Genomic DNA, 18,818 nt, shown 5'->3' with positions numbered 1-18,818 from the left:
TCTCTAAAATGAAGGTGGACTTGCAACCCAAAGCACTACAGCTGGTTTGTTAGTCTGATTCTCAATATAATGTAATTGACTAGATTTAAAATAAAAGCTCTCGCCTTTTTTTACTTTGATTTTTTTACTTCCAAGATATAAATTAATAGCTCCCTTTAAGACGTATCCAAATTCTTCACCTTTATGAGGTTCTTCAATATTACTAGTACCATAAGGATCTAATTCTATTAGAATGGGCTCCATTGCATTTTTCTGAGCATTCGGTATAAGCCAAGAAACTCTATGTAGTAATTCTTCATTTATGGATTCGTATATATCCTCTTTGGTAAATACAATTTTATCTTGGACATCTTCATTAAAAAACTTTTTTACATCTGTTCCTAGTGCTTCTAGAAGATCCATTAAAGTGGCAATAGAAGGTGATGTAATATTACGTTCTATTTTTGAAATAAATCCCTTGGTTAAATCACATCGTTGAGCCAGTTCATCTTGTGTTAGTTCATTTAAAAGGCGTAAACGTCTAATTTTCTCACCTATATCCAACTCTATCACCTCGCTTACTTGGCTAAAATCAACTAAGTTAAATTACTATAGAATACTTCCTAAAAGTAAACTTTTTGTTTACATATATTAAATATAAATGTTTTTTCAAAAATGTCAATAGATTTTATAACTTTTTTATTTATATATAAACAATAAAAGGATAGTATAACTAATCATTATTTAACATTAATAGGTCTATTATTTAAAAAAGTGGAAAAAATAGGACTATAAAATAGATAAGGTGGCTAGATATGATGGGCATTTTAATAATAATTGGTATTTTTTTATTTATAATACTATATTCAAATTTAAAAATAGATATTAATTTTACTCGGTATCATGAAGATGATGTTATAACTATGAATTTTACAGCTCTTTATGGTATATTTAGGCATACAACAAAAATTCCTTTTGTAGACTTAGTTAAAGGACAGAATGAAATACCTGCGTTAGAAGTAAAAACTGAGGTTGAGTTAGGGAAAAATGAAAGACATATAGGTGACAATAAATCAATAGTAAATATACATGAAATAGAAAAGATAATAAATAAATATAGAAGCCTATATATTAAATATAAGACACTAATAACACATATTAGAAAAAAACTTATCATTAGCAATATATCCTGGGTTACAGAACTTGGAACAGGTGATGCTGCCGAAACTGCTATTATTACCGGTGTCATATGGACAATAAAACTAGGTTTAATTTCTCTTGTGTGTAATAGGTATAATTCATTAGATATATTTGTAAATGTAGTACCAAACTATAATATTAAAACTTTTAAAACATCTATAGATTGTATATTTAGGATCAAATTAGGCCATATTATTAATGCAGGATTAAAAACATTATTAGTTAAAATAAAGGATGGTGTAAAAAATGAGTGAGCATCCGATAGAAGCACTAATGAAGACTACAATGGAAAGTATTAAAGAAATGGTGGATGTTAATACTATTGTTGGGGATGCAGTGGAGACACCTGATGGTACTGTAATAATACCTATTTCAAGAGTTTCCTTTGGTTTCGCATCAGGTGGCGGTGAATATATAAACATAAAAAATAGAAAAAGTGAAGAAGACAATCAGAAAATAACAAAGGATCAGTTTCCATTTGCAGGTGGTGCTGGTGCTGGTGTATCTGTACAACCAGTGGCTTTCATGGTAGTAGGAAATGGTCAAATGAAGTTAATGTCTGTAGATCAAAATGCAAATCTAATTGATAATATTATTAACTCGACACCTAAAATGATAAATAGTTTACAATCTGTATTCAGTAAAAATAATAAGAAAAACAATGGAGAAAATGAAATTATTAGTTTTCAATAGAGGACATAAGTTATGTCCTCTTTTGCTTTTTTAATAATGCTAGTTTGAAAGTATGTATGCAAAAGGGTATAATATATATAGATATTTGTTACAAGGGGGAAAAATAATGGACATAAGAAAAGCAATAGAAAGCATATGGGAAAACAGGAAATATACTACAAATGATCCTAAGACGGCTATAAGTCATTTAAATGAAGAAATCGCTGAATCACTAAAGGCATTAATGAAAGGTGATGTAGACAAAGCTAAACGTGAACTTCAGGATGCTATGTCTTGTTTATTTATCGCAATGAAGGTTATGGATGTAGATCCTATAGAAGCAGTTAATAATCAAGTAAAACAAATGCAAAAAAGGAATGAGAAGATAATGATACTTAAAAATGATAAGGTAGAAATATACGTTAATGGAATTTTGAAGGGCGGTTGGTCAATTTGGGGTAAGGAAGATATAAAAGAAGCCGAAAAGTTAGCAAAAGAGTTTGGATGTGAAATACAATATGAATAATTTAATCTAATTTATAAAAAAAATAAGTAAACTTTACTTATTTTTTTTATGAAAAGAATTATTAGTACTTTATTGTAAATACTAATAATGTTTAAGTGGCTTAACCAAATTAGGTTTTGAGGTGAAATATATGTATAAAAGAGGAATTTGTATTATACTAGTTTGTATTATGATGACCCTTACTTTATCTTATGGAAATGAGGATTTGAAAAGTATCCAAATAGGTGGAGAATCAGCTATTGTTATGGATGTAGAAACTGGTCGAGTTTTATATGAGAAAAATATATATAAAAAACTTCCTATGGCTAGTACCACAAAAATTATAACAGCCCTATTAGCAATTGAAAATATTTCATTAGATAAAAAAGTAAAAATTAATGCACAGGCTGAAGGTGTTGAAGGCTCTTCCATTTATTTAAGAGCAGGTGAGGAAGTTAAAGCAATTGATTTAATATATGGATTAATGTTAAGGTCTGGTAATGATTCTGCTACAGCTATTGCATATGAGATATCTGGGTCTATTGAGGATTTTGCTGAACTAATGAATAAAAGAGCAAAGGAAATTGGAGCTAAAAATACAAACTTTGTAAATCCCCATGGTTTACATGATGATAACCATTACACAACAGCTTATGATTTAGGTCTGATTACAAGAGAAGCTCTAAAAAATCCAGTATTTAAAGAAGTAGTAAGAACTAAGTTTTGGACAGCTGACAAAGATGGATATAAACATTTTGCAAATAAAAACAATATTTTAGATATATGCGATGGTGGAGACGGAGTAAAAACTGGATATACAAGAAGATCTGGTAGATGTTTAGTAGCATCAGCAACCAGAAATGATATGCAGTTAATTGCTATTACATTTAATGACTATGATTGGTTTAATACTACTAAAATGTTATTAGATGAGAGTTTTAATATATATAAACCATATACACTATTTGATGAAAAACAAATAATTACTAAGACTAGAGTTTTGGATGGTAAGAAGAAGGAAGTATCGTTAAAACCATTTAAAAGTTCTATTATACCGATGGATAAGGAAGAAGATAAAAAATTACTAACTGTTATTGATATGCCTAAAGCTTTACACGCTCCAATAGAAAAGGGACAAAGAATAGGAAAAATGACTACTTATCTATATGGGAAAATAATTAATACAACCTATCTTATTGCTAATGAATCTATAGAAAAGCAAAGTCTTAAAGATAAAATTAAAGATTTTTTTGGAATAGGGCAATAGAATATTAAATAGAAAAATCTCTAATCAAATATATTTGATTAGAGATTTTTTATGATAGAAATTAGTAACATAATTTTTTTGAAAAAATATGCTAGTAATATGGTAAAACTTAAATGTTGATTTGCAATTATGTACAATTAGATAGAATATGTTTCTATTTAATCTAAAGGAGGGGTTATATGGACTTTAAACAATGGCAATGCGTTGATGCTGGTAGTGAATATTGTCCCTGCTATTTAGCAGAAGAAAATGATTGCATTACATGCACACAATTACAAGGAAAAAGTTATTGTGATTGTAATTGGAGAGGAGTATGTATTTACAATGATTTTTATTTTTTAGAAAATAAAAGAAAGGACACTAGGACTGCTCAAGAATTTCCAATATTGGATGGCAAAGTTGTAAATGATATTATAATTCTATCTATTCAAGTCACAAAATATATGGCTAGGGTTTTGAAACAGCCAGGTTCATATGTTTTTGTAAGAGATAAAAATAATGACTATTTTTTTGATGTCCCAATATCAATTATGGATTCTGATGAAGAGAAATCACTGATTAAAATAGCTATAGAAGTTCGAGGAGTAAAAACTAAAAAATTAATGGGTTATGGCGACACTATAATGATTCGAGGACCTTATTGGAACGGAATATTTGGATTGGATTATCTTAAAACAACAAAGAATGATAGATGTTTAGTTTTAGCCAGAGGGATAGCCCAAGCACCTGCAATATTAGCTATAAAGCAATTATTAAAAAATAATAATAATGTAGATATAATCGTAAATAAGAGAGCTCATGAATATAATTTCATTAATGAATATTTTAATCTAGATTCAATACAAGAAGTAGATATGGGGTCTAATGATGTAGCTATTTTGTGTAGACGATTGATGGAAGAAAATAATTATAAGTTAATATTTATAGGGGGTTCAGATTCTTTACAAAGAAAAATAATTAAAAATATAGAAGAATTAAATCAAGTTAAGTTTGTTACAACAAATAACAATGCAATATGTTGTGGCGAAGGAATTTGCGGAGCTTGTGCAAAGATGAATGAGGATGGAATATGGATAAAAACTTGTAAGGTTCAAAGAGTAGATTAAATCTAAAGGGGGATTCGGAATGGCTAAAATTATAATTGTAGGTGGCGGATGGGCAGGGTGTGCTGCAGCTATAACTGCTAAAAAGGCAGGAGGAGATGTTCATCTTTTTGAAAGAACAGATATGCTCTTAGGGTTAGGAAATGCAGGAGGAATTATGCGGAACAATGGAAGATATACTGCTGCCGAGGAAACTATATTATTAGGAGCACCAGAACTGTTTGAAGTAACCGACCGTTGTTCGCGACATAAAAATTTGGACTTTCCAGGACATAAGCATTCTAGCTTATATGATGTAGCAATTATAGAATCTCAAGTTAGAAAGTTAATTGAATCTATGGGGATTAAATTATATCTTCAACATCGGGTAACTGATATAGTTAAAGATGGTGATAAGATTACAGCAATTAAACTTCATAACGATATTACATTTGAAGGTGATATATTTATAGAAGCTACAGGTTCCACAGGACCTATGGGTAACTGTATAAAGCATGGAAATGGTTGTGCTATGTGTGTATTAAGGTGTCCTTCATTTGGGCCAAGAATAAGCTTAAGTCAAAGAGCTGGTGTAGAAGATATTTTAGGACAAAGAGCAAGCGGGGAGTTTGGTGCATTTAGTGGTTCTTGTAAACTTAATAAAGATTCATTATCAAAAGAAATTGTTAATGAATTAAATATAAATGGAGTAGTAGTTGTTCCAGTTCCTGAAGAAGATATTAATATGGGTAAGCTTGATATGAAAGTTTGTCAGCAATATGCATTAAGAGAATATGCAGAAAACATAATATTACTTGATACAGGTCATGCTAAACTTATGGCTCCATTCTATCCATTAGAAAAACTTAGAAAACTTAAGGGATTTGAAAATGCAAAATATGAAGATCCTTATTCAGGTGGAATAGGAAATTCAGTACGTTACTTATCTATGGCACCTAGAGAAAATAATATGAATGTAAAAGGAATAAAAAATCTACTTTGTGCAGGAGAAAAATCGGGACTTTTTGTAGGGCATACAGAAGCTATTGTAACAGGAAGCTTAGCAGGGCATAATAGTATTAGAGCATTTTTAGGAATTCCACTTTTACAGTTACCAAGAGACATTGCGTCTGGTGATTTGATAGCTTATGCAAATGAAAGAATTTCTACTTCAGAAGGGTTGAAAGAAAGATTTACATTTGCTGGATCAGATTATTTTAAACGTATGAAGGATCTTAATTTATATACTGTAGATACAGAAGTTATAAAAAATAAATTAGAAAGATTAAACCTATTGAATATTTACTCTGAAAGATTAAAATAGAATTAGCAGACAAAAGATGGGGTGAAATAGATGAGACTACAGAAATTTTTGGCCACATGTGGTGTTGCATCCAGAAGAAAAAGTGAAGAACTAATTATTAGTGGTAGAGTAAAGGTTAATGGTAATATAATTACTGAGATGGGATTTAAGGTAAATCCAGATATTGATCATGTATTTGTAGATGATAGAAATGTAGTTTTAGAGGAGCGTAAGGTTTATATTATGCTGAACAAGCCTATAGGATATGTAACTACAGTAGCAGAACAATTCAATAGAAAAAAAGTTACTGATTTAGTCGATGTACCTTATCGCATATTCCCGGTTGGACGGCTAGATTATAATACTTCAGGATTACTTATATTAACGAATGATGGCGAGCTAACTTTTAGATTAACTCATCCAAAGTTTAAAGTTGAAAAAGTATATGTTGCAAAAATTAAAGGTGTTCCTACTAAAGATGAATTAAATGCTTTTGAGAATGGATTAAAAATTGAAAATTATATTACGGCACCCTCAAAAATAAAGATATTAAAAGAGCTAAACGGTAATTGTGTTGTTGAAGTAACAATTCGAGAAGGAAGAAATCGTCAAGTTAGAAAAATGTGTGACACAATAGGTCATCCGGTGTTAGAGTTAAAAAGAATTAAGATGGGAAGAATACATCTTGGAAACTTAGAAGTAGGAAATTGGAGATACTTTACTGAAAGAGAAATTGACTATTTAAAACAACTTTAGTTTTATTATATTATTTGATTAACAAGACAAGTAATTAAACCAGGGTGTAATTTTAACCTCATATCAGAGATAATTCGTGCAAAGGCAAATTTAATATATCTTTCTATATAAAAGTTTCCTTTGCACGAACTATATTTTAAGATAGTAATATTTTTTTAAGAACAAATTAGAAAGGTAGAAAATTTAATATGATAACTATTAGAAGAATTAATACTAGTGATGTTTATGACTTAATAACCTATGCTGAAATAGATATTAGTTTAGAAAAACAATATAATAGTAATAACAGAATAGAATTTTTTGCTGTGACTGATGGGAAAAAACTTTTAGGACATGCTTCAGTTATTTTATTTTCAAGCATTTCAACTGCTCAAGTCAATGAAATATATATTCTACCCCAAGAAAGAAATAATGGTTTAGGAGATGCATTATTAAGAGCAGTATTTCACTATTTACGTATTAATTTTTTTGTTTGGACTATTATAAAAAGTCATACAAATTTAGATAAGTTTTTAATAAATAGAGGTATAGAACAAATAGACTACAGCAAATTACCATACCAAATTAAAAGTCACTTTGAAAAAGAGGATTTACATGAATATTATATATGCAATATTGAAGAATTTTTTAAACAAAAATGTAAGGGAAGTGAATTAAATTCACATAATCTAAAAGTATAAGATGAGTAGATGACTTATTATGCATAATAGCTAAACAAGTGGGTATTAAATACTATAAGATATATACAAGAAAGGAATTATTATGTTAAATTCAATTAAAAGGGCGACATCTTTTGTACAATATATATTAAGAGAAAAAATTAAAGAAGGAAATGTAGTAATTGATGCAACTATGGGTAATGGAAATGATACATTATTTTTAGCTAAACTTGTTGGCTTAAAAGGAATGGTTTTTGCTTTCGATATACAATCAGTAGCATTGGAAAGTACTAAAAATAAAGTTAGTAGCAATAAATTAGATAGTTATAACATTAAACTTATTAATGATAGTCATGAAAATATAGATAAATATATAATGGGTACTGTGAATGCAGCAATGTTTAATCTGGGATATTTGCCTAAGGGAGATCATTCCATTATAACAAAAGCTAGCTCTACTATTAAAAGTATTTTATCTATATTAAGTATACTTAAGCCTGGAGGGATTATATCTATAATCATATACTACGGGCATGATGGAGGTAAAGAAGAGAAGGATGAGGTGTTGAATTTTTTACAAAAACTATCTCAAGAAGATGTTACTGTAATGCAATGTAACTATACTAATCATGACAATAATCCGCCAATTATTATTTTTATTGAAAAAAACAAATAAAGGGTTTTTGAGTTTGATATAGAATAATATGGCTGAGATTGATAATTTTATATCATTAAATATTATGTTATTTTAGCATTATATATTAGATATAGGAGGGGAAAGGATGACTAAGTTAAAAATTACAGAAACAGTGTTAAGAGATGCACATCAATCTTTATTTGCAACAAGAATGAAGACAGAGGAAATGCTTCCTATTGCTAAAAAGCTAGACCAAGTAGGCTATCATTCACTAGAAATGTGGGGGGGAGCTACATTTGATGCTAGTTTGAGATTTTTAAATGAAGATCCTTGGGAAAGATTACGTAGTATAAGGAAGGTTGTTAAAAATACAAAACTTCAAATGCTTTTAAGAGGTCAAAATTTATTGGGATATAAACATTATGCTGATGATGTTGTATCAGAATTTGTTAAAAAATCGATTTATAATGGAATTGATATTATACGAATCTTTGATGCTTTAAACGATATTAGAAACTTAGAAACAGCAGTCAAGGCAACACTAGAAGAAGGTGGACATGCACAATGTGCTCTATCTTATACTATTAGTCCAGCACATAATATAGAATATTATGTAAATAAAGCAAAGGATATGGAAAGTTTAGGAGCTAGTTCTATTTGTATTAAGGATATGTCAGGAATTTTAACGCCTTATGCAGCATTTGAATTAGTTACAGAATTAAAAAAGACAGTTAATATTCCACTTCAAATACATACTCATTATACTAGTGGAATTGCATCAATGACATATTTAAAGGCTATAGAAGCAGGTATCGATGTAGTTGATACAGCAATTTCTCCATTAGCATTAGGAACATCTCAGCCACCAACTGAGCCTTTAGTAGCAGCGTTTAAAGATACTAAGTATGACACTGGTTTAGATTTGGAACTACTTAATGAAGTTGCAGAATACTTTAGACCTATAAAAGAACAATACTTAAAGTCAGGTTTAATCGATCCTAAGGTTTTAGGTGTAGATGCAAAAACATTAGTATATCAAGTTCCTGGTGGAATGTTATCCAACTTAATATCGCAGTTAAAATCTCAAAATAAGTTAGATAAATTTGAAGAAGTACTTCAAGAAGTACCAAGGGTTAGGGAAGAGCTAGGATACCCTCCATTGGTAACTCCTATGAGTCAGATGGTAGGTACACAGGCGGTATTTAATGTTATTACTGGTGAGAGATATAAAATGGTTCCTAAAGAAATAAAAGATTATGTTAAAGGTCTATATGGACAAACAACAGTACCTATTAAAGATGATATTAAAGAAAAAATTATTGGTAATGAGGAGGTCATCACCTGTCGACCAGCTGATCTTATACAACCTCAACTAGAAATTCTTAAAGAAGAAATGAAAGAATACAGTGAACAAGAAGAAGATGTGCTTTCTTACGCACTATTTCCACAGATTGCGGAGAGCTTTTTTAAAGAGAGATGGGCTAAGAAATATAAAATAGAAACTACTTTGTACGACGAGGAAGCAAAGACTCATCCAGTGTAAAATAAAACATATTAAAGAAATATACATATAAAAGCTCCTACAAAATAGCAGTCTTTTATAACAACTATGGCATTCATTCTCTACTCTATATTATATTGTAGAGGATGAATGCCATATAAATTCTAAAAAGTTCAACCGGTAGATTTTCTAAAAGAAAATTTTCTTATATGCAATTACTATGCAAAAATACTTTGTTTGGTCGATCACTATGATATTTTTTTACTTTTGCAACAGAGTTTTGCTGTATAGGTTTATTGCATTTAAAACATATTAAATTAATATTTTTTACTTTTTCTTCAGTGATTTCAATGGGTAGATTACCGTATTTTTGCCAACTTTTCCAACCTGTTTTACAAAGCAAACTACGATTTTCATAATCTGCATATACCCATTTTAATATACGATGAAAGTGAAATGGATACTTTGTATATGTAATAAAGTTTCGTGGTAGACCTAAATCAATTGTATAATTTTCAAATGTTGTCTCCACAAGACTTTGTAATGGATCATTTATTTGTGTACATACATAACTATAGTTATTGTTTTCTAACCATATTTTTAATTTATCAAACATATAGCCTCTACAAACTTCAATTTTTTCTTTGTGAGTAACATTTAAATCATTAAAAAGTTTTTTTACTATTGTAACTACGTGGTTAATATATTCTTTATTTTCAAAGAAACTATTTCGATAATATTTTAAGGGTATAATATCGAATGCATATTCTTTTGTTTCTACCCTTGTTATGCCAATTACTGTACCACCAAGTAAACTGCCACTTCCTGCATCATCTATTTGAATCAAAATATCACCTCAAGCAATCAATATATTTTTAAAATTTATGTTAATAACAACATTATAAATTAAATGATATTTTTATTATGCTTATAACTATTTAAATATATGTGTAACATATTATGTACTACTGATAAAAAAGGTTGTAAACAAATAAATAAATTATAGGGAGGAATAAGAAAATATATGCGTATTTTAGTTACTAATGACGACGGTATTTTTGCAGAAGGTATATATAAACTAGCAAAGCATATGCAATCTAATGGGGAAGTAGTTGTAGTTGCTCCAGATAGTGAAAGAAGTGCTAGTGGACATGCAATCACTATGCATAGTCCATTAACAGTTAAGAAAGTGAAATTTTTTAATACAGAAATCGAAGCTTATTCGGTAAATGGGACACCAGCAGACTGTGTAAAAATAGGAGTAGAAGTGTTATGCAAAACTCAAAAACCAGATTTAGTTATTTCAGGGATTAATAATGGACCTAATTTAGGAACCGATGTAATATACTCTGGTACTGTTTCAGCAGCTGTAGAATCAGCTATTTTAGATATTCCATCAATTGCAGTTTCAATGGGAAGTTATGAGTCAAACCAATTTGATGATGCGGCACAATTTATTTCATCAATATTTAAAAAAATGATTGAAAGTAGTAGTCTGCATAACATTATTATTAATGTTAATTATCCAGCTAAACCTAAAAGTGAAATAAAAGGTGTTAAAATAACTACATTAGGTACAAGAAGATATGACAATGCATTTATTGAAAGAAAAGATCCTTGGGGAAACTCATATTATTGGATTTCAGGCACGGTAAGAGATATTAAGCAGGATGTGGAAAGTGATATTGCAGCAATTAATAAAAATTATATTTCTATTACACCAATACATTTTGATTTAACACACTTCAAACACTTCGAAGAACTGAAAAAATGGGACTTTCATATATAGTCTAGTTAATTTAAACTAGGCTATTTTTTATTTTAATTAAGTAGAAATGCAAAAAATGAATTTAATCTTGCAAAACATAAAAAACTTTTAGAAAGATGAAATAAAAATTGCAATACTCAGTTAAATCTGATATGATTTGATTAGTAAGAATTGTTAGAAAGTCACTTTGTCGAAAGGGAGAGAGAGGCGTGGAAAATAACAAAGTAAATAAAGAGTTAAAAATCAAAACGGAATGGTGTAAAGGGTGTGAAATTTGTGTTAATTTTTGCCCTAAAAATGTACTTGATATAAAAAACGACAAAATTAACATAAAGGATATAGATAGCTGTATTAAATGCGGTCAATGTGAATTAAGATGTCCAGACTATGCTATTTATTTGGAGGTGGTAGGTAATGAAAAATAGAGTAATTAAATTAATGCAAGGAAACGAGGCTTGTGTTGAGGGAGCACTTACAGCCGGAATGCGCTTTTACGCAGGTTATCCTATTACTCCATCTACTGAAATTGCAGAAATATGTGCACAGAAATTACCTCTAGTAGGAGGTAAGTTTATTCAAATGGAAGATGAAATAGCTGGAATGGCAGCAACGATTGGAGGATCTTTAGCTGGATTAAAATCTATGACAGCAACTAGTGGACCAGGATTTTCACTTAAACAAGAGAATATGGGATATGCGGCATTAACAGAAATACCATGTGTTATCGTAAATGTTCAAAGATATGGTCCAAGTACAGGATTACCAACTGCTCCTGCACAAGGAGATATTATGCAAGCTAAATGGGGAACCCATGGAGATCATCCAGTAATCGCTTTAAGTCCAACCTCTGTAAGAGAAACTTATGACTTAACGATTAAAGCCTTTAACTTAGCAGAAAAATACAGAACGCCAGTATTGTTAATGCTTGATGAAATAGTAGGACATATGAGAGAAAAAATAGAAATACCTAATATAGAAGATATTGAAATATATAATAGATTAAAACCAGAAAAAGGAGACTCTGATTATAGAGCTTATAAAGTAAAGGAAAATGAAATTGTTCCAAGAATGGCTGCTTTTGGTGAAGGATTTAAATTTCATGTGACCGGTTTAATGCATGATGAATTTGGATTTCCAACTAATAACGCTGGAACATCAGATAAGTTACTTAGAAGAATTATAAATAAGGTTAGTGACAATGTAGATGATATTGTTATGTATGATGAAGAATATATGGATGACGCTGAGATTGTCGTGTTAGCTTATGGCGGTACATACAGATCTGCAAGAAGCGCAGTAAAACAGGCAAGGAAATTAGGCTACAAAGTAGGATTGTTTAAACCTATAACAATATGGCCAGCTCCAGAGAAACAAATTAAAGAAATAAGTAAAAAGGTAGATAAAATATTAGTTCCTGAACTGAATTTAGGTCAATATTGTTTAGAAGTGGAAAGAATTGTATCAGGACAAAGTACTATTTATAGTTTATGCAAGGTAACTGGTGAAGCAATAACTCCTGAAGAAATACTGACAAAAATTAGGGAGGTCTTATAATATGGCTAGTGAGTTAATTTATAATAATTTTAGGATGGATAGATTACCGCATATCTGGTGTCCAGGTTGTGGACATGGAATTATTATGCGAGCTTTGGCTAAAGCTATAGATAACCTAAAATTAGATAAAGATAATGTGTGTATAGTATCTGGTATAGGTTGTTCCTCAAGAGCTACTGGTTATATGGATTTTAATACGCTTCACACTACCCATGGTAGAGCATTAGCCTTTGCAACAGGTATTAAATTGGCGAATCCAGAGCTAGAGGTTATTGTAATAACTGGAGATGGTGACTGCTCAGCTATTGGAGGAAACCACTTAATACATGCTAGTAGAAGAAATATTGGTATTACCACTATTGTTTTTAATAATAATATTTATGGTATGACAGGAGGGCAATACTCTCCGACTACTCCTAACCAAGCCTATGGAACTACTGCTCCGTTCGGCAATATAGATAAACCATTTGATATTTGTAAATTGGTTGATGCCGCTGGAGCAACATATGTAGCTCGTGGAACTGCATACCATGCTAATCAACTTATTAAACTAATCGAAAAAGCTATTGAGAATAAAGGTTTTTCTGTAGTTGATGCTATAAGTGTTTGCCCAACCTATTATGGACGTAAAAATAAAAAAGGGTCTTCTGTAGATATGTTAAGTGAGCTTAGGGATTCAACTATAGATGTAAAGGTTGCAGAAAAATTACCTTTAGACAAACAAAAAGGCAAGCTACTAATTGGCGAGTTTAAAAGTGCTATAGAACCTGAGTATACAGAGGAATATGGAAAAATTATTGATAAATTTAAAAAGGAGAGATAATATGGAGGGGCAAAAAGAAATAAGACTTAGTGGATCAGGGGGTCAAGGTTTAATTCTAGGTGGAATTATTTTAGCTGAGGCTGCAATACTTGATGGAAAGAATGCTATCCAATCTCAGTCATATGGCCCTGAAGCAAGAGGAGGAGCTAGTAAAGCCGAAGTTATTATTAGCAATGATGAAATAGATTATCCAAAGGTGGAACAAGCAGATCTTTTGTTGTCACTAACTCAAGTTTCTTGTGATAAATATATAGATACTCTTAAGGAAGGTGGTATATTAGTTATAGATTCTAGTATTGAATTACTTGATGATCTACCTTTTAATATAATTAAAATTCCAATACTAAATACTGCTATTGAAAAAATAAAAAAGCCTATGGTCGCTAACATAATTGCATTAGGAGCGATTCAGGCAATAACAGATGTTGTATCTAAAAATTCTTTAGAAGCTTCGGTATTAAAAAGAGTTCCCAAGGGAACGGAACAATTAAACAGGGATGCTTTGATGGAAGGCTATAATTTGATTAAAGGATAAAATAAAAAATAGGATGATTAACTATGATAGATGAAAGTAAAAGAGACTTAATTAACCAAATACAAAAAAAGTTTCCTAAATTAAGTAAAGGACAAAAGCTAATTGCTCAATACATTATTGAGAACTATGATAAAGCTGCATTTATGACAGCATCTAAACTGGCTAACAAAGTTGGAGTAAGTGAATCAACTGTTGTTAGATTTGCTAATGCTCTAGGATTTGAGGGTTATCCACAGCTTCAGAAGGGGTTAGAAGAGATTATAAAAACAAAACTAACAACTGTCCAACGTGTTGAAATGGCAAGTGAATATTCAAATGAAGGAGCAATATTAAAAAAAGTATTAAAATCTGATATGGATAATATTAGAACTACTTTAGAAAAAATAGATTATGATGTTTTTCAACAAGTAATAGATAAGATATGTAGTGCTGAAAAAATATATATAGTTGGTTTAAGAAGTTCCACCGCACTAGCTGATTATTTTGGTTTCTATTTAAATTTAATTTTGGATAATGTAAAAATAGTTAGTTATGGTATTAGCAATATTTTTGAGCAGATGTTAAGAATATCCGAACGAGATTTGGTTATCGGTATTGGATTCCCTAGATATTCTATCCAAACTGTTGATGCATTAACCTATGCAAAGGAACAAGGAGCAACAATTGTAGGAATTACTGATAGTCTACTGTCTCCACTTGCGAGTATAGCAGATTATCCTTTAACTGCAAAAAGTAATATGGCTTCTTTTGTTGATTCTTTAGTAGCTCCTTTAAGTTTAATAAATGCACTAATTGTTGCTGTTGGAATGCGAGAGAAAGATGAAATAACTGAGTATTTTAACAAGTTGGAAGGAATTTGGGAAAAGTATAATGTTTATGAGAGAAAAAATCAAAGCTAAAATTAACAAATAATTTCCTTTGAATAAACAAAGCGATCCGTAAGATCGCTTTGTTTATTATAGTTTAAGAAAATATATTTATATATGTTATAAATGTGAAATTTAAAAGTATAAATATTTATTTTATGGATTATGTACTAATTTAATTTGTTATTTGTTAAAATACTATATACAAACTAATTAATAAGGAGTTGATTAAAATTAAAAGGTTATATTTAGTTAGACATGGACAAACATCATGGAATTTGGAAGGAAGAACTCAAGGCAATAAGGATTCTAATTTAACTCCTCTTGGTCTAGAGCAAGCGGAACTTTTGGGACAAGGATTGAGCAAAGTACAACTAGATGCAATTTATTGTAGTCCATTAAAACGCGCATACTCAACAGCGCAAATTATTGCTAATATGCAAAATCTTGATTGTATACTAGATAATAGATTAATGGAAATGAGTTTTGGGGAGTGGGAAGGACTAACCCATGCGGAAATTGAACAAAATTACCCAGAAGACTTTAAATCTTGGAGGAAAGAACCTCATATTGCAAAGATACCAAAGGGTGAAACCATAGAAATTGCTCAAAAACGTATGGTTGAGTTTGTCAACGATAGGATTATAAAATCTAATAATAATACATTTTTAATAGTTAGCCATGGTACAACAATACGGTTACTTTTACTTCATCTTCTTTCTATGGATCTAATGCACTATTATAAGCTAAAACAGGATAATTGTGCAATTAACTTAATAGAATTTAGACATCATGGTCCCGTATTATTAAAGTATAATGATACATGCCATCTGGACATAATTATAGAAAGGTGAAATTAAATGAAGAAGAAGGTAGTTGTAATTGGTGCGGGACCAGCGGGAATTATGGCAGCTATATCAGCAGCAGAGCATAATAAAGAAGTAGTTTTAATTGATAAAAATGATCACATTGGTAGAAAATTAAGAATAACTGGTGGTGGAAGATGTAATATTACAAATAACTGTAGTATTAATGAAATAATTGAAAAAACCTTAAGTAACGGAAAGTTTTTATATAATAGCTTAAATAAATTTAGCAACATAAATTTAATTAACTTTATTGAAAGTAACGGTTGTAAACTAAAAGTTGAACATAAGGGAAAAGTTTTCCCTGTTAGTGATAAATCAGATGATATTATTAATGTATTTTCAAAAGTACTAAATAATAATGAAGTTATTTTAAAGATGAATTGCGAAGTAAAGGAAGTTTTAGTTTCTGATAATAAGGTTAGTGGTGTTAGATTACAGGATAACAATATTATAAGATGTGATGGGGTTGTAATTTCAACTGGGGGAATGTCCTATCCTCACCTAGGTAGTACGGGTGATGGATATCGTTTTGCAAGTGATTTAGAACATAATATTGTTAAGATTAGACCGAGTTTAGTACCAATTAATATTAAGGAAAAGTGGATAAAGGATTTAATGGGAATCTCTTTAAATTCTGTTAAGATAACAACTAAAATTAGCAATAAAAAGAAAATATCTTCTAAAGGCGATTTGTTATTCACTCATTATGGTATATCTGGTCCAGCGGTATTAGAGCACAGTGCATATTTAAGCCAATACTCTGAAATATTAGAATCCACAATACATCTAGACCTACTACCTAATTATAACCAAGAAGAATTAGAACAAATTTTCCATCAAGAATCTCAATTTAATGGAAGTAAGTTAGTTAAAACAGTTTTAACAGATTTGTTACCTAAAAATCTTTGTAGTAAATTACTAGATTTATTAAATATCGATGAGTATATTAAGTTAGGTCAATTATCAAAAAAGGATAGAAATAAGATTATAAATACAATAAAGTCTTTAACATTAACAACAAATGGATTTAGACATATAAAAGAAGCAATTGTTACATCTGGCGGGATTTCAGTTAAAGAAATTGATAGTAAAACAATGGAATCTAAACTTATGAAGGGATTATATTTTGCTGGTGAAGTAATAGATATTGATGCTCTTACAGGAGGATATAATTTGCAAATTGCTTTTTCTACAGGCTATGTTGCGGGAATAAATGTATAGTATATATATAAATTATTAAGGAGGGATGTGATTAATGAATGATCGAAGAAACAACGTACATTACTTTAGAATAGACAACTGTATTGCTATTATTGTTATGTTTATGATCTTTTTATTAATAGGACTTAATATTTTAAGAATATGTAGAGATTACATAATAGTGCAGCATTCTGAAACTAAAGCCGTCCATGACTTCGAAAGTATTTTATTTCCAAGTGGAACCCTAACTCTTACAATCGAATCAAATGAAGTATACCCATTGTTAGAGATAATTGTGAATGGCGAATTAGTTGATAAGTTCGGTGAAAATAATGAAGTAACAATAAATGTTACTGATAGGGATATTGTACAGATAAATGGTTCTATGTATAATGATGATATTATAGTTAGTATAAAAGATATATCTTCAAATATTATTGATTACTTAAGCAATAGGAAAGTAGTTGTGAAAAAAAATATAAGCACTTTAGCTATAATAAGGATGTAGATATACTTGAGGAATATTATAATTTGATGTATAATTTCTTTAGGTAGGTTAAAGTGAGGGATACATATGAATATAAGAGGTATTAGAGGAGCCATAACGGTTGAAGAAAATACGGCTCAACAAATAGAAGATGCTACATATGAAATGATGAAAGAAATCATTAATTTAAACTCAATTAATGAAAACGACGTTATAAGTATTATATTTACAGCAACTAAAGACTTGAATCAGCAATATCCTTCTACTATTATCAGAAGTCATTTTAACTGGAGAAACACTCCCATTTTAAACTTTGAAGAAAAGGACATAGTTAATAGCTTAGAGAAATGCATTCGGGTGCTAATATACATACATACTGATAAAGAAAAAGAGGATATGGTTCATGTGTATTTAAGAGAGGCTAAAAATTTAAGACCTGATCTTTGTTTGAAATAACCACCATAACTGGTGGTTAAATCTATTCTAAGGAGGTATTATATGGAATATATTCAAATTGCAATAGATGGACCTGCTGGGGCAGGTAAAAGTACAATTGCAAAAAAAATAGCTAAATGCTTAGATATAACGTACATAGATACAGGTGCAATGTACAGAGCTCTTACTTATAAAGTTTTAGTTAATAATGTAGATATTTATAATGAGGAGGAAATAATTAAATTAGCCAGAGAAAGTGATATAAAATTTTTTCAAGAAAATATTTACCTAGATAATCAGAAAGTTAATGAAGAAATTAGAAGTATTGAAGTAAATAAAAATGTTTCTTATGTAGCTAAAATTAGAGAAGTAAGACTAATTTTAGTTAATTTACAGAGAAAAATTGCATTAGATCAAGATGTAATAATGGATGGTAGAGATATAGGAACCCATGTATTGCCTAATGCTAGATTGAAAATTTTTTTAACTGCATCTGTTGAAGAACGAGCTACTAGAAGATATACTGAGCTCAAAGGAAAGTGTAATGATATAAGCTTTAATGAAATAAAAAAAGATATCATAAATAGGGATAAAATTGATAGTGAAAGAAAGTCTGCGCCATTGGTTAAAGCAGAAGATGCTATTGTTATTGATACAACAGGCTTATCGATAGATGATGTTGTAGAAAAAATAATAGATCTTCTAAGGGGGGAATAATGA

The 18,818-nt window shown here is 29.9% G+C and carries 23 protein-coding genes; 21 read left to right on the top strand and 2 right to left on the bottom strand.

Annotated elements, in window-relative coordinates; translation table 11 throughout:
• Positions 1–3: 3 nt before the first annotated feature.
• A complete protein-coding gene (locus KQI88_RS13995; RefSeq protein WP_216418338.1) occupies positions 4–543 on the bottom strand; it encodes a helix-turn-helix domain-containing protein in 540 nt (179 codons plus the stop codon).
• A gap of 251 nt (positions 544–794) precedes the next feature.
• On the opposite strand from KQI88_RS13995, the gene KQI88_RS13990 reads away from it, so the two are divergent.
• The 10 genes from KQI88_RS13990 to KQI88_RS13945 all read left to right on the top strand — a co-directional run bounded on the left by KQI88_RS13990 (position 795) and on the right by KQI88_RS13945 (position 9,603).
• Positions 795–1,433, top strand: a complete 639-nt coding sequence (locus KQI88_RS13990; protein WP_216418336.1) for a DUF2953 domain-containing protein — start codon at positions 795–797, stop codon at positions 1,431–1,433.
• Positions 1,426–1,872, top strand: coding sequence for a GerW family sporulation protein (ytfJ, locus tag KQI88_RS13985; RefSeq protein WP_216418335.1), 447 nt, complete (start codon positions 1,426–1,428; stop codon positions 1,870–1,872). The genes KQI88_RS13990 and ytfJ overlap by 8 nt, the downstream gene beginning before the upstream one ends.
• Positions 1,873–1,978: 106 nt before the next feature.
• Positions 1,979–2,377 carry a MazG nucleotide pyrophosphohydrolase domain-containing protein gene (locus tag KQI88_RS13980; protein ID WP_216418333.1) on the top strand — a complete coding sequence of 133 codons (399 nt, stop codon included), beginning with the start codon at positions 1,979–1,981 and terminating at the stop codon, positions 2,375–2,377.
• Positions 2,378–2,507: 130 nt separating this feature from the next.
• The gene (locus KQI88_RS13975; RefSeq protein ID WP_216418331.1) at positions 2,508–3,623 is read left to right on the top strand and encodes a D-alanyl-D-alanine carboxypeptidase family protein; all 1,116 of its coding nucleotides are present in this window, start codon (positions 2,508–2,510) and stop codon (positions 3,621–3,623) included.
• 179 nt (positions 3,624–3,802) lie between these two features.
• Complete coding sequence (locus tag KQI88_RS13970; protein WP_216418329.1) at positions 3,803–4,729, top strand: sulfide/dihydroorotate dehydrogenase-like FAD/NAD-binding protein; 927 nt, start codon at positions 3,803–3,805, stop codon at positions 4,727–4,729.
• Positions 4,730–4,748: 19 nt separating this feature from the next.
• The gene (locus KQI88_RS13965; RefSeq protein ID WP_216418327.1) at positions 4,749–6,029 is read left to right on the top strand and encodes an FAD-dependent oxidoreductase; all 1,281 of its coding nucleotides are present in this window, start codon (positions 4,749–4,751) and stop codon (positions 6,027–6,029) included.
• Positions 6,030–6,059: 30 nt separating this feature from the next.
• Positions 6,060–6,764: a pseudouridine synthase gene (locus tag KQI88_RS13960; RefSeq protein ID WP_216418325.1), complete on the top strand. Its 705-nt coding sequence runs from the start codon at positions 6,060–6,062 to the stop codon at positions 6,762–6,764.
• Positions 6,765–6,952: 188 nt separating this feature from the next.
• Positions 6,953–7,444: a GNAT family N-acetyltransferase gene (locus tag KQI88_RS13955; RefSeq protein ID WP_216418323.1), complete on the top strand. Its 492-nt coding sequence runs from the start codon at positions 6,953–6,955 to the stop codon at positions 7,442–7,444.
• An 82-nt stretch (positions 7,445–7,526) separates the two neighbouring features.
• Entirely contained in the window at positions 7,527–8,099 is a 573-nt protein-coding gene (locus KQI88_RS13950) for a class I SAM-dependent methyltransferase (RefSeq protein WP_216418320.1), read from the top strand.
• Between the two features lie 106 nt (positions 8,100–8,205).
• On the top strand, positions 8,206–9,603 hold the full coding sequence (locus KQI88_RS13945) for an oxaloacetate decarboxylase subunit alpha (RefSeq protein ID WP_216418318.1): 1,398 nt from the start codon (positions 8,206–8,208) through the stop codon (positions 9,601–9,603).
• A gap of 163 nt (positions 9,604–9,766) precedes the next feature.
• Here the strand turns inward: KQI88_RS13945 and KQI88_RS13940 are convergent, their stop codons facing one another.
• A complete protein-coding gene (locus tag KQI88_RS13940) occupies positions 9,767–10,408 on the bottom strand; it encodes a hypothetical protein (RefSeq protein WP_216418316.1) in 642 nt (213 codons plus the stop codon).
• 177 nt (positions 10,409–10,585) lie between these two features.
• Between KQI88_RS13940 and surE the strand changes: the two genes are divergently transcribed.
• The 11 genes from surE (at position 10,586) to cmk (ending at position 18,815) form a co-directional block, all read left to right on the top strand.
• Positions 10,586–11,350 (top strand): 5'/3'-nucleotidase SurE, encoded by a 765-nt coding sequence (surE, locus tag KQI88_RS13935; RefSeq protein WP_216418315.1) that lies wholly within the window; start codon positions 10,586–10,588, stop codon positions 11,348–11,350.
• A gap of 188 nt (positions 11,351–11,538) precedes the next feature.
• The gene (locus tag KQI88_RS13930) at positions 11,539–11,754 is read left to right on the top strand and encodes a 4Fe-4S binding protein (RefSeq protein ID WP_212377983.1); all 216 of its coding nucleotides are present in this window, start codon (positions 11,539–11,541) and stop codon (positions 11,752–11,754) included.
• The gene (locus tag KQI88_RS13925; RefSeq protein ID WP_216418312.1) at positions 11,744–12,883 is read left to right on the top strand and encodes a 2-oxoacid:acceptor oxidoreductase subunit alpha; all 1,140 of its coding nucleotides are present in this window, start codon (positions 11,744–11,746) and stop codon (positions 12,881–12,883) included. The genes KQI88_RS13930 and KQI88_RS13925 overlap by 11 nt, the downstream gene beginning before the upstream one ends.
• Position 12,884: 1 nt before the next feature.
• On the top strand, positions 12,885–13,706 hold the full coding sequence (locus tag KQI88_RS13920; protein ID WP_216418310.1) for a 2-oxoacid:ferredoxin oxidoreductase subunit beta: 822 nt from the start codon (positions 12,885–12,887) through the stop codon (positions 13,704–13,706).
• Position 13,707: 1 nt separating this feature from the next.
• Positions 13,708–14,241: a 2-oxoacid:acceptor oxidoreductase family protein gene (locus KQI88_RS13915; protein WP_216418308.1), complete on the top strand. Its 534-nt coding sequence runs from the start codon at positions 13,708–13,710 to the stop codon at positions 14,239–14,241.
• A 23-nt stretch (positions 14,242–14,264) separates the two neighbouring features.
• Positions 14,265–15,140 carry a MurR/RpiR family transcriptional regulator gene (locus KQI88_RS13910; protein WP_216418306.1) on the top strand — a complete coding sequence of 292 codons (876 nt, stop codon included), beginning with the start codon at positions 14,265–14,267 and terminating at the stop codon, positions 15,138–15,140.
• Positions 15,141–15,331: 191 nt separating this feature from the next.
• Positions 15,332–15,961 (top strand): histidine phosphatase family protein, encoded by a 630-nt coding sequence (locus tag KQI88_RS13905; protein WP_246579308.1) that lies wholly within the window; start codon positions 15,332–15,334, stop codon positions 15,959–15,961.
• Between the two features lie 6 nt (positions 15,962–15,967).
• Positions 15,968–17,197 (top strand): BaiN/RdsA family NAD(P)/FAD-dependent oxidoreductase, encoded by a 1,230-nt coding sequence (locus KQI88_RS13900; protein WP_216418304.1) that lies wholly within the window; start codon positions 15,968–15,970, stop codon positions 17,195–17,197.
• 34 nt (positions 17,198–17,231) lie between these two features.
• Positions 17,232–17,684, top strand: coding sequence for a hypothetical protein (locus tag KQI88_RS13895; protein WP_216418302.1), 453 nt, complete (start codon positions 17,232–17,234; stop codon positions 17,682–17,684).
• Positions 17,685–17,750: 66 nt separating this feature from the next.
• Entirely contained in the window at positions 17,751–18,119 is a 369-nt protein-coding gene (aroH, locus tag KQI88_RS13890) for a chorismate mutase (protein ID WP_216418300.1), read from the top strand.
• Between the two features lie 42 nt (positions 18,120–18,161).
• The gene (cmk, locus tag KQI88_RS13885; RefSeq protein WP_216418299.1) at positions 18,162–18,815 is read left to right on the top strand and encodes a (d)CMP kinase; all 654 of its coding nucleotides are present in this window, start codon (positions 18,162–18,164) and stop codon (positions 18,813–18,815) included.
• The last annotated feature ends 3 nt before the right edge of the window (positions 18,816–18,818 follow it).

The sequence above is a fragment of the Alkaliphilus flagellatus genome (assembly GCF_018919215.1).
In the GTDB taxonomy this organism is placed as follows: domain Bacteria; phylum Bacillota; class Clostridia; order Peptostreptococcales; family Natronincolaceae; genus Alkaliphilus_B; species Alkaliphilus_B flagellatus.
This window is presented reverse-complemented; position numbering and strand designations above follow the sequence as displayed.

Excerpts from the sequence above, each read along its gene's own strand:
- KQI88_RS13975 (WP_216418331.1), top strand. The coding sequence starts at position 2,508 with ATGTATAAAAGAGGAATTTGTATTATACTAGTTTGTATTATGATGACC.
- KQI88_RS13990 (WP_216418336.1), top strand. The coding sequence starts at position 795 with ATGATGGGCATTTTAATAATAATTGGTATTTTTTTATTTATAATACTA.
- ytfJ (WP_216418335.1), top strand. The coding sequence starts at position 1,426 with ATGAGTGAGCATCCGATAGAAGCACTAATGAAGACTACAATGGAAAGT.
- KQI88_RS13895 (WP_216418302.1), top strand. The coding sequence starts at position 17,232 with ATGAATGATCGAAGAAACAACGTACATTACTTTAGAATAGACAACTGT.
- cmk (WP_216418299.1), top strand. The coding sequence starts at position 18,162 with ATGGAATATATTCAAATTGCAATAGATGGACCTGCTGGGGCAGGTAAA.
- KQI88_RS13925 (WP_216418312.1), top strand. The coding sequence starts at position 11,744 with ATGAAAAATAGAGTAATTAAATTAATGCAAGGAAACGAGGCTTGTGTT.
- KQI88_RS13970 (WP_216418329.1), top strand. The coding sequence starts at position 3,803 with ATGGACTTTAAACAATGGCAATGCGTTGATGCTGGTAGTGAATATTGT.
- KQI88_RS13900 (WP_216418304.1), top strand. The coding sequence starts at position 15,968 with ATGAAGAAGAAGGTAGTTGTAATTGGTGCGGGACCAGCGGGAATTATG.
- surE (WP_216418315.1), top strand. The coding sequence starts at position 10,586 with ATGCGTATTTTAGTTACTAATGACGACGGTATTTTTGCAGAAGGTATA.
- KQI88_RS13955 (WP_216418323.1), top strand. The coding sequence starts at position 6,953 with ATGATAACTATTAGAAGAATTAATACTAGTGATGTTTATGACTTAATA.
- KQI88_RS13980 (WP_216418333.1), top strand. The coding sequence starts at position 1,979 with ATGGACATAAGAAAAGCAATAGAAAGCATATGGGAAAACAGGAAATAT.
- KQI88_RS13950 (WP_216418320.1), top strand. The coding sequence starts at position 7,527 with ATGTTAAATTCAATTAAAAGGGCGACATCTTTTGTACAATATATATTA.
- aroH (WP_216418300.1), top strand. The coding sequence starts at position 17,751 with ATGAATATAAGAGGTATTAGAGGAGCCATAACGGTTGAAGAAAATACG.
- KQI88_RS13960 (WP_216418325.1), top strand. The coding sequence starts at position 6,060 with ATGAGACTACAGAAATTTTTGGCCACATGTGGTGTTGCATCCAGAAGA.
- KQI88_RS13910 (WP_216418306.1), top strand. The coding sequence starts at position 14,265 with ATGATAGATGAAAGTAAAAGAGACTTAATTAACCAAATACAAAAAAAG.
- KQI88_RS13915 (WP_216418308.1), top strand. The coding sequence starts at position 13,708 with ATGGAGGGGCAAAAAGAAATAAGACTTAGTGGATCAGGGGGTCAAGGT.
- KQI88_RS13920 (WP_216418310.1), top strand. The coding sequence starts at position 12,885 with ATGGCTAGTGAGTTAATTTATAATAATTTTAGGATGGATAGATTACCG.
- KQI88_RS13965 (WP_216418327.1), top strand. The coding sequence starts at position 4,749 with ATGGCTAAAATTATAATTGTAGGTGGCGGATGGGCAGGGTGTGCTGCA.
- KQI88_RS13945 (WP_216418318.1), top strand. The coding sequence starts at position 8,206 with ATGACTAAGTTAAAAATTACAGAAACAGTGTTAAGAGATGCACATCAA.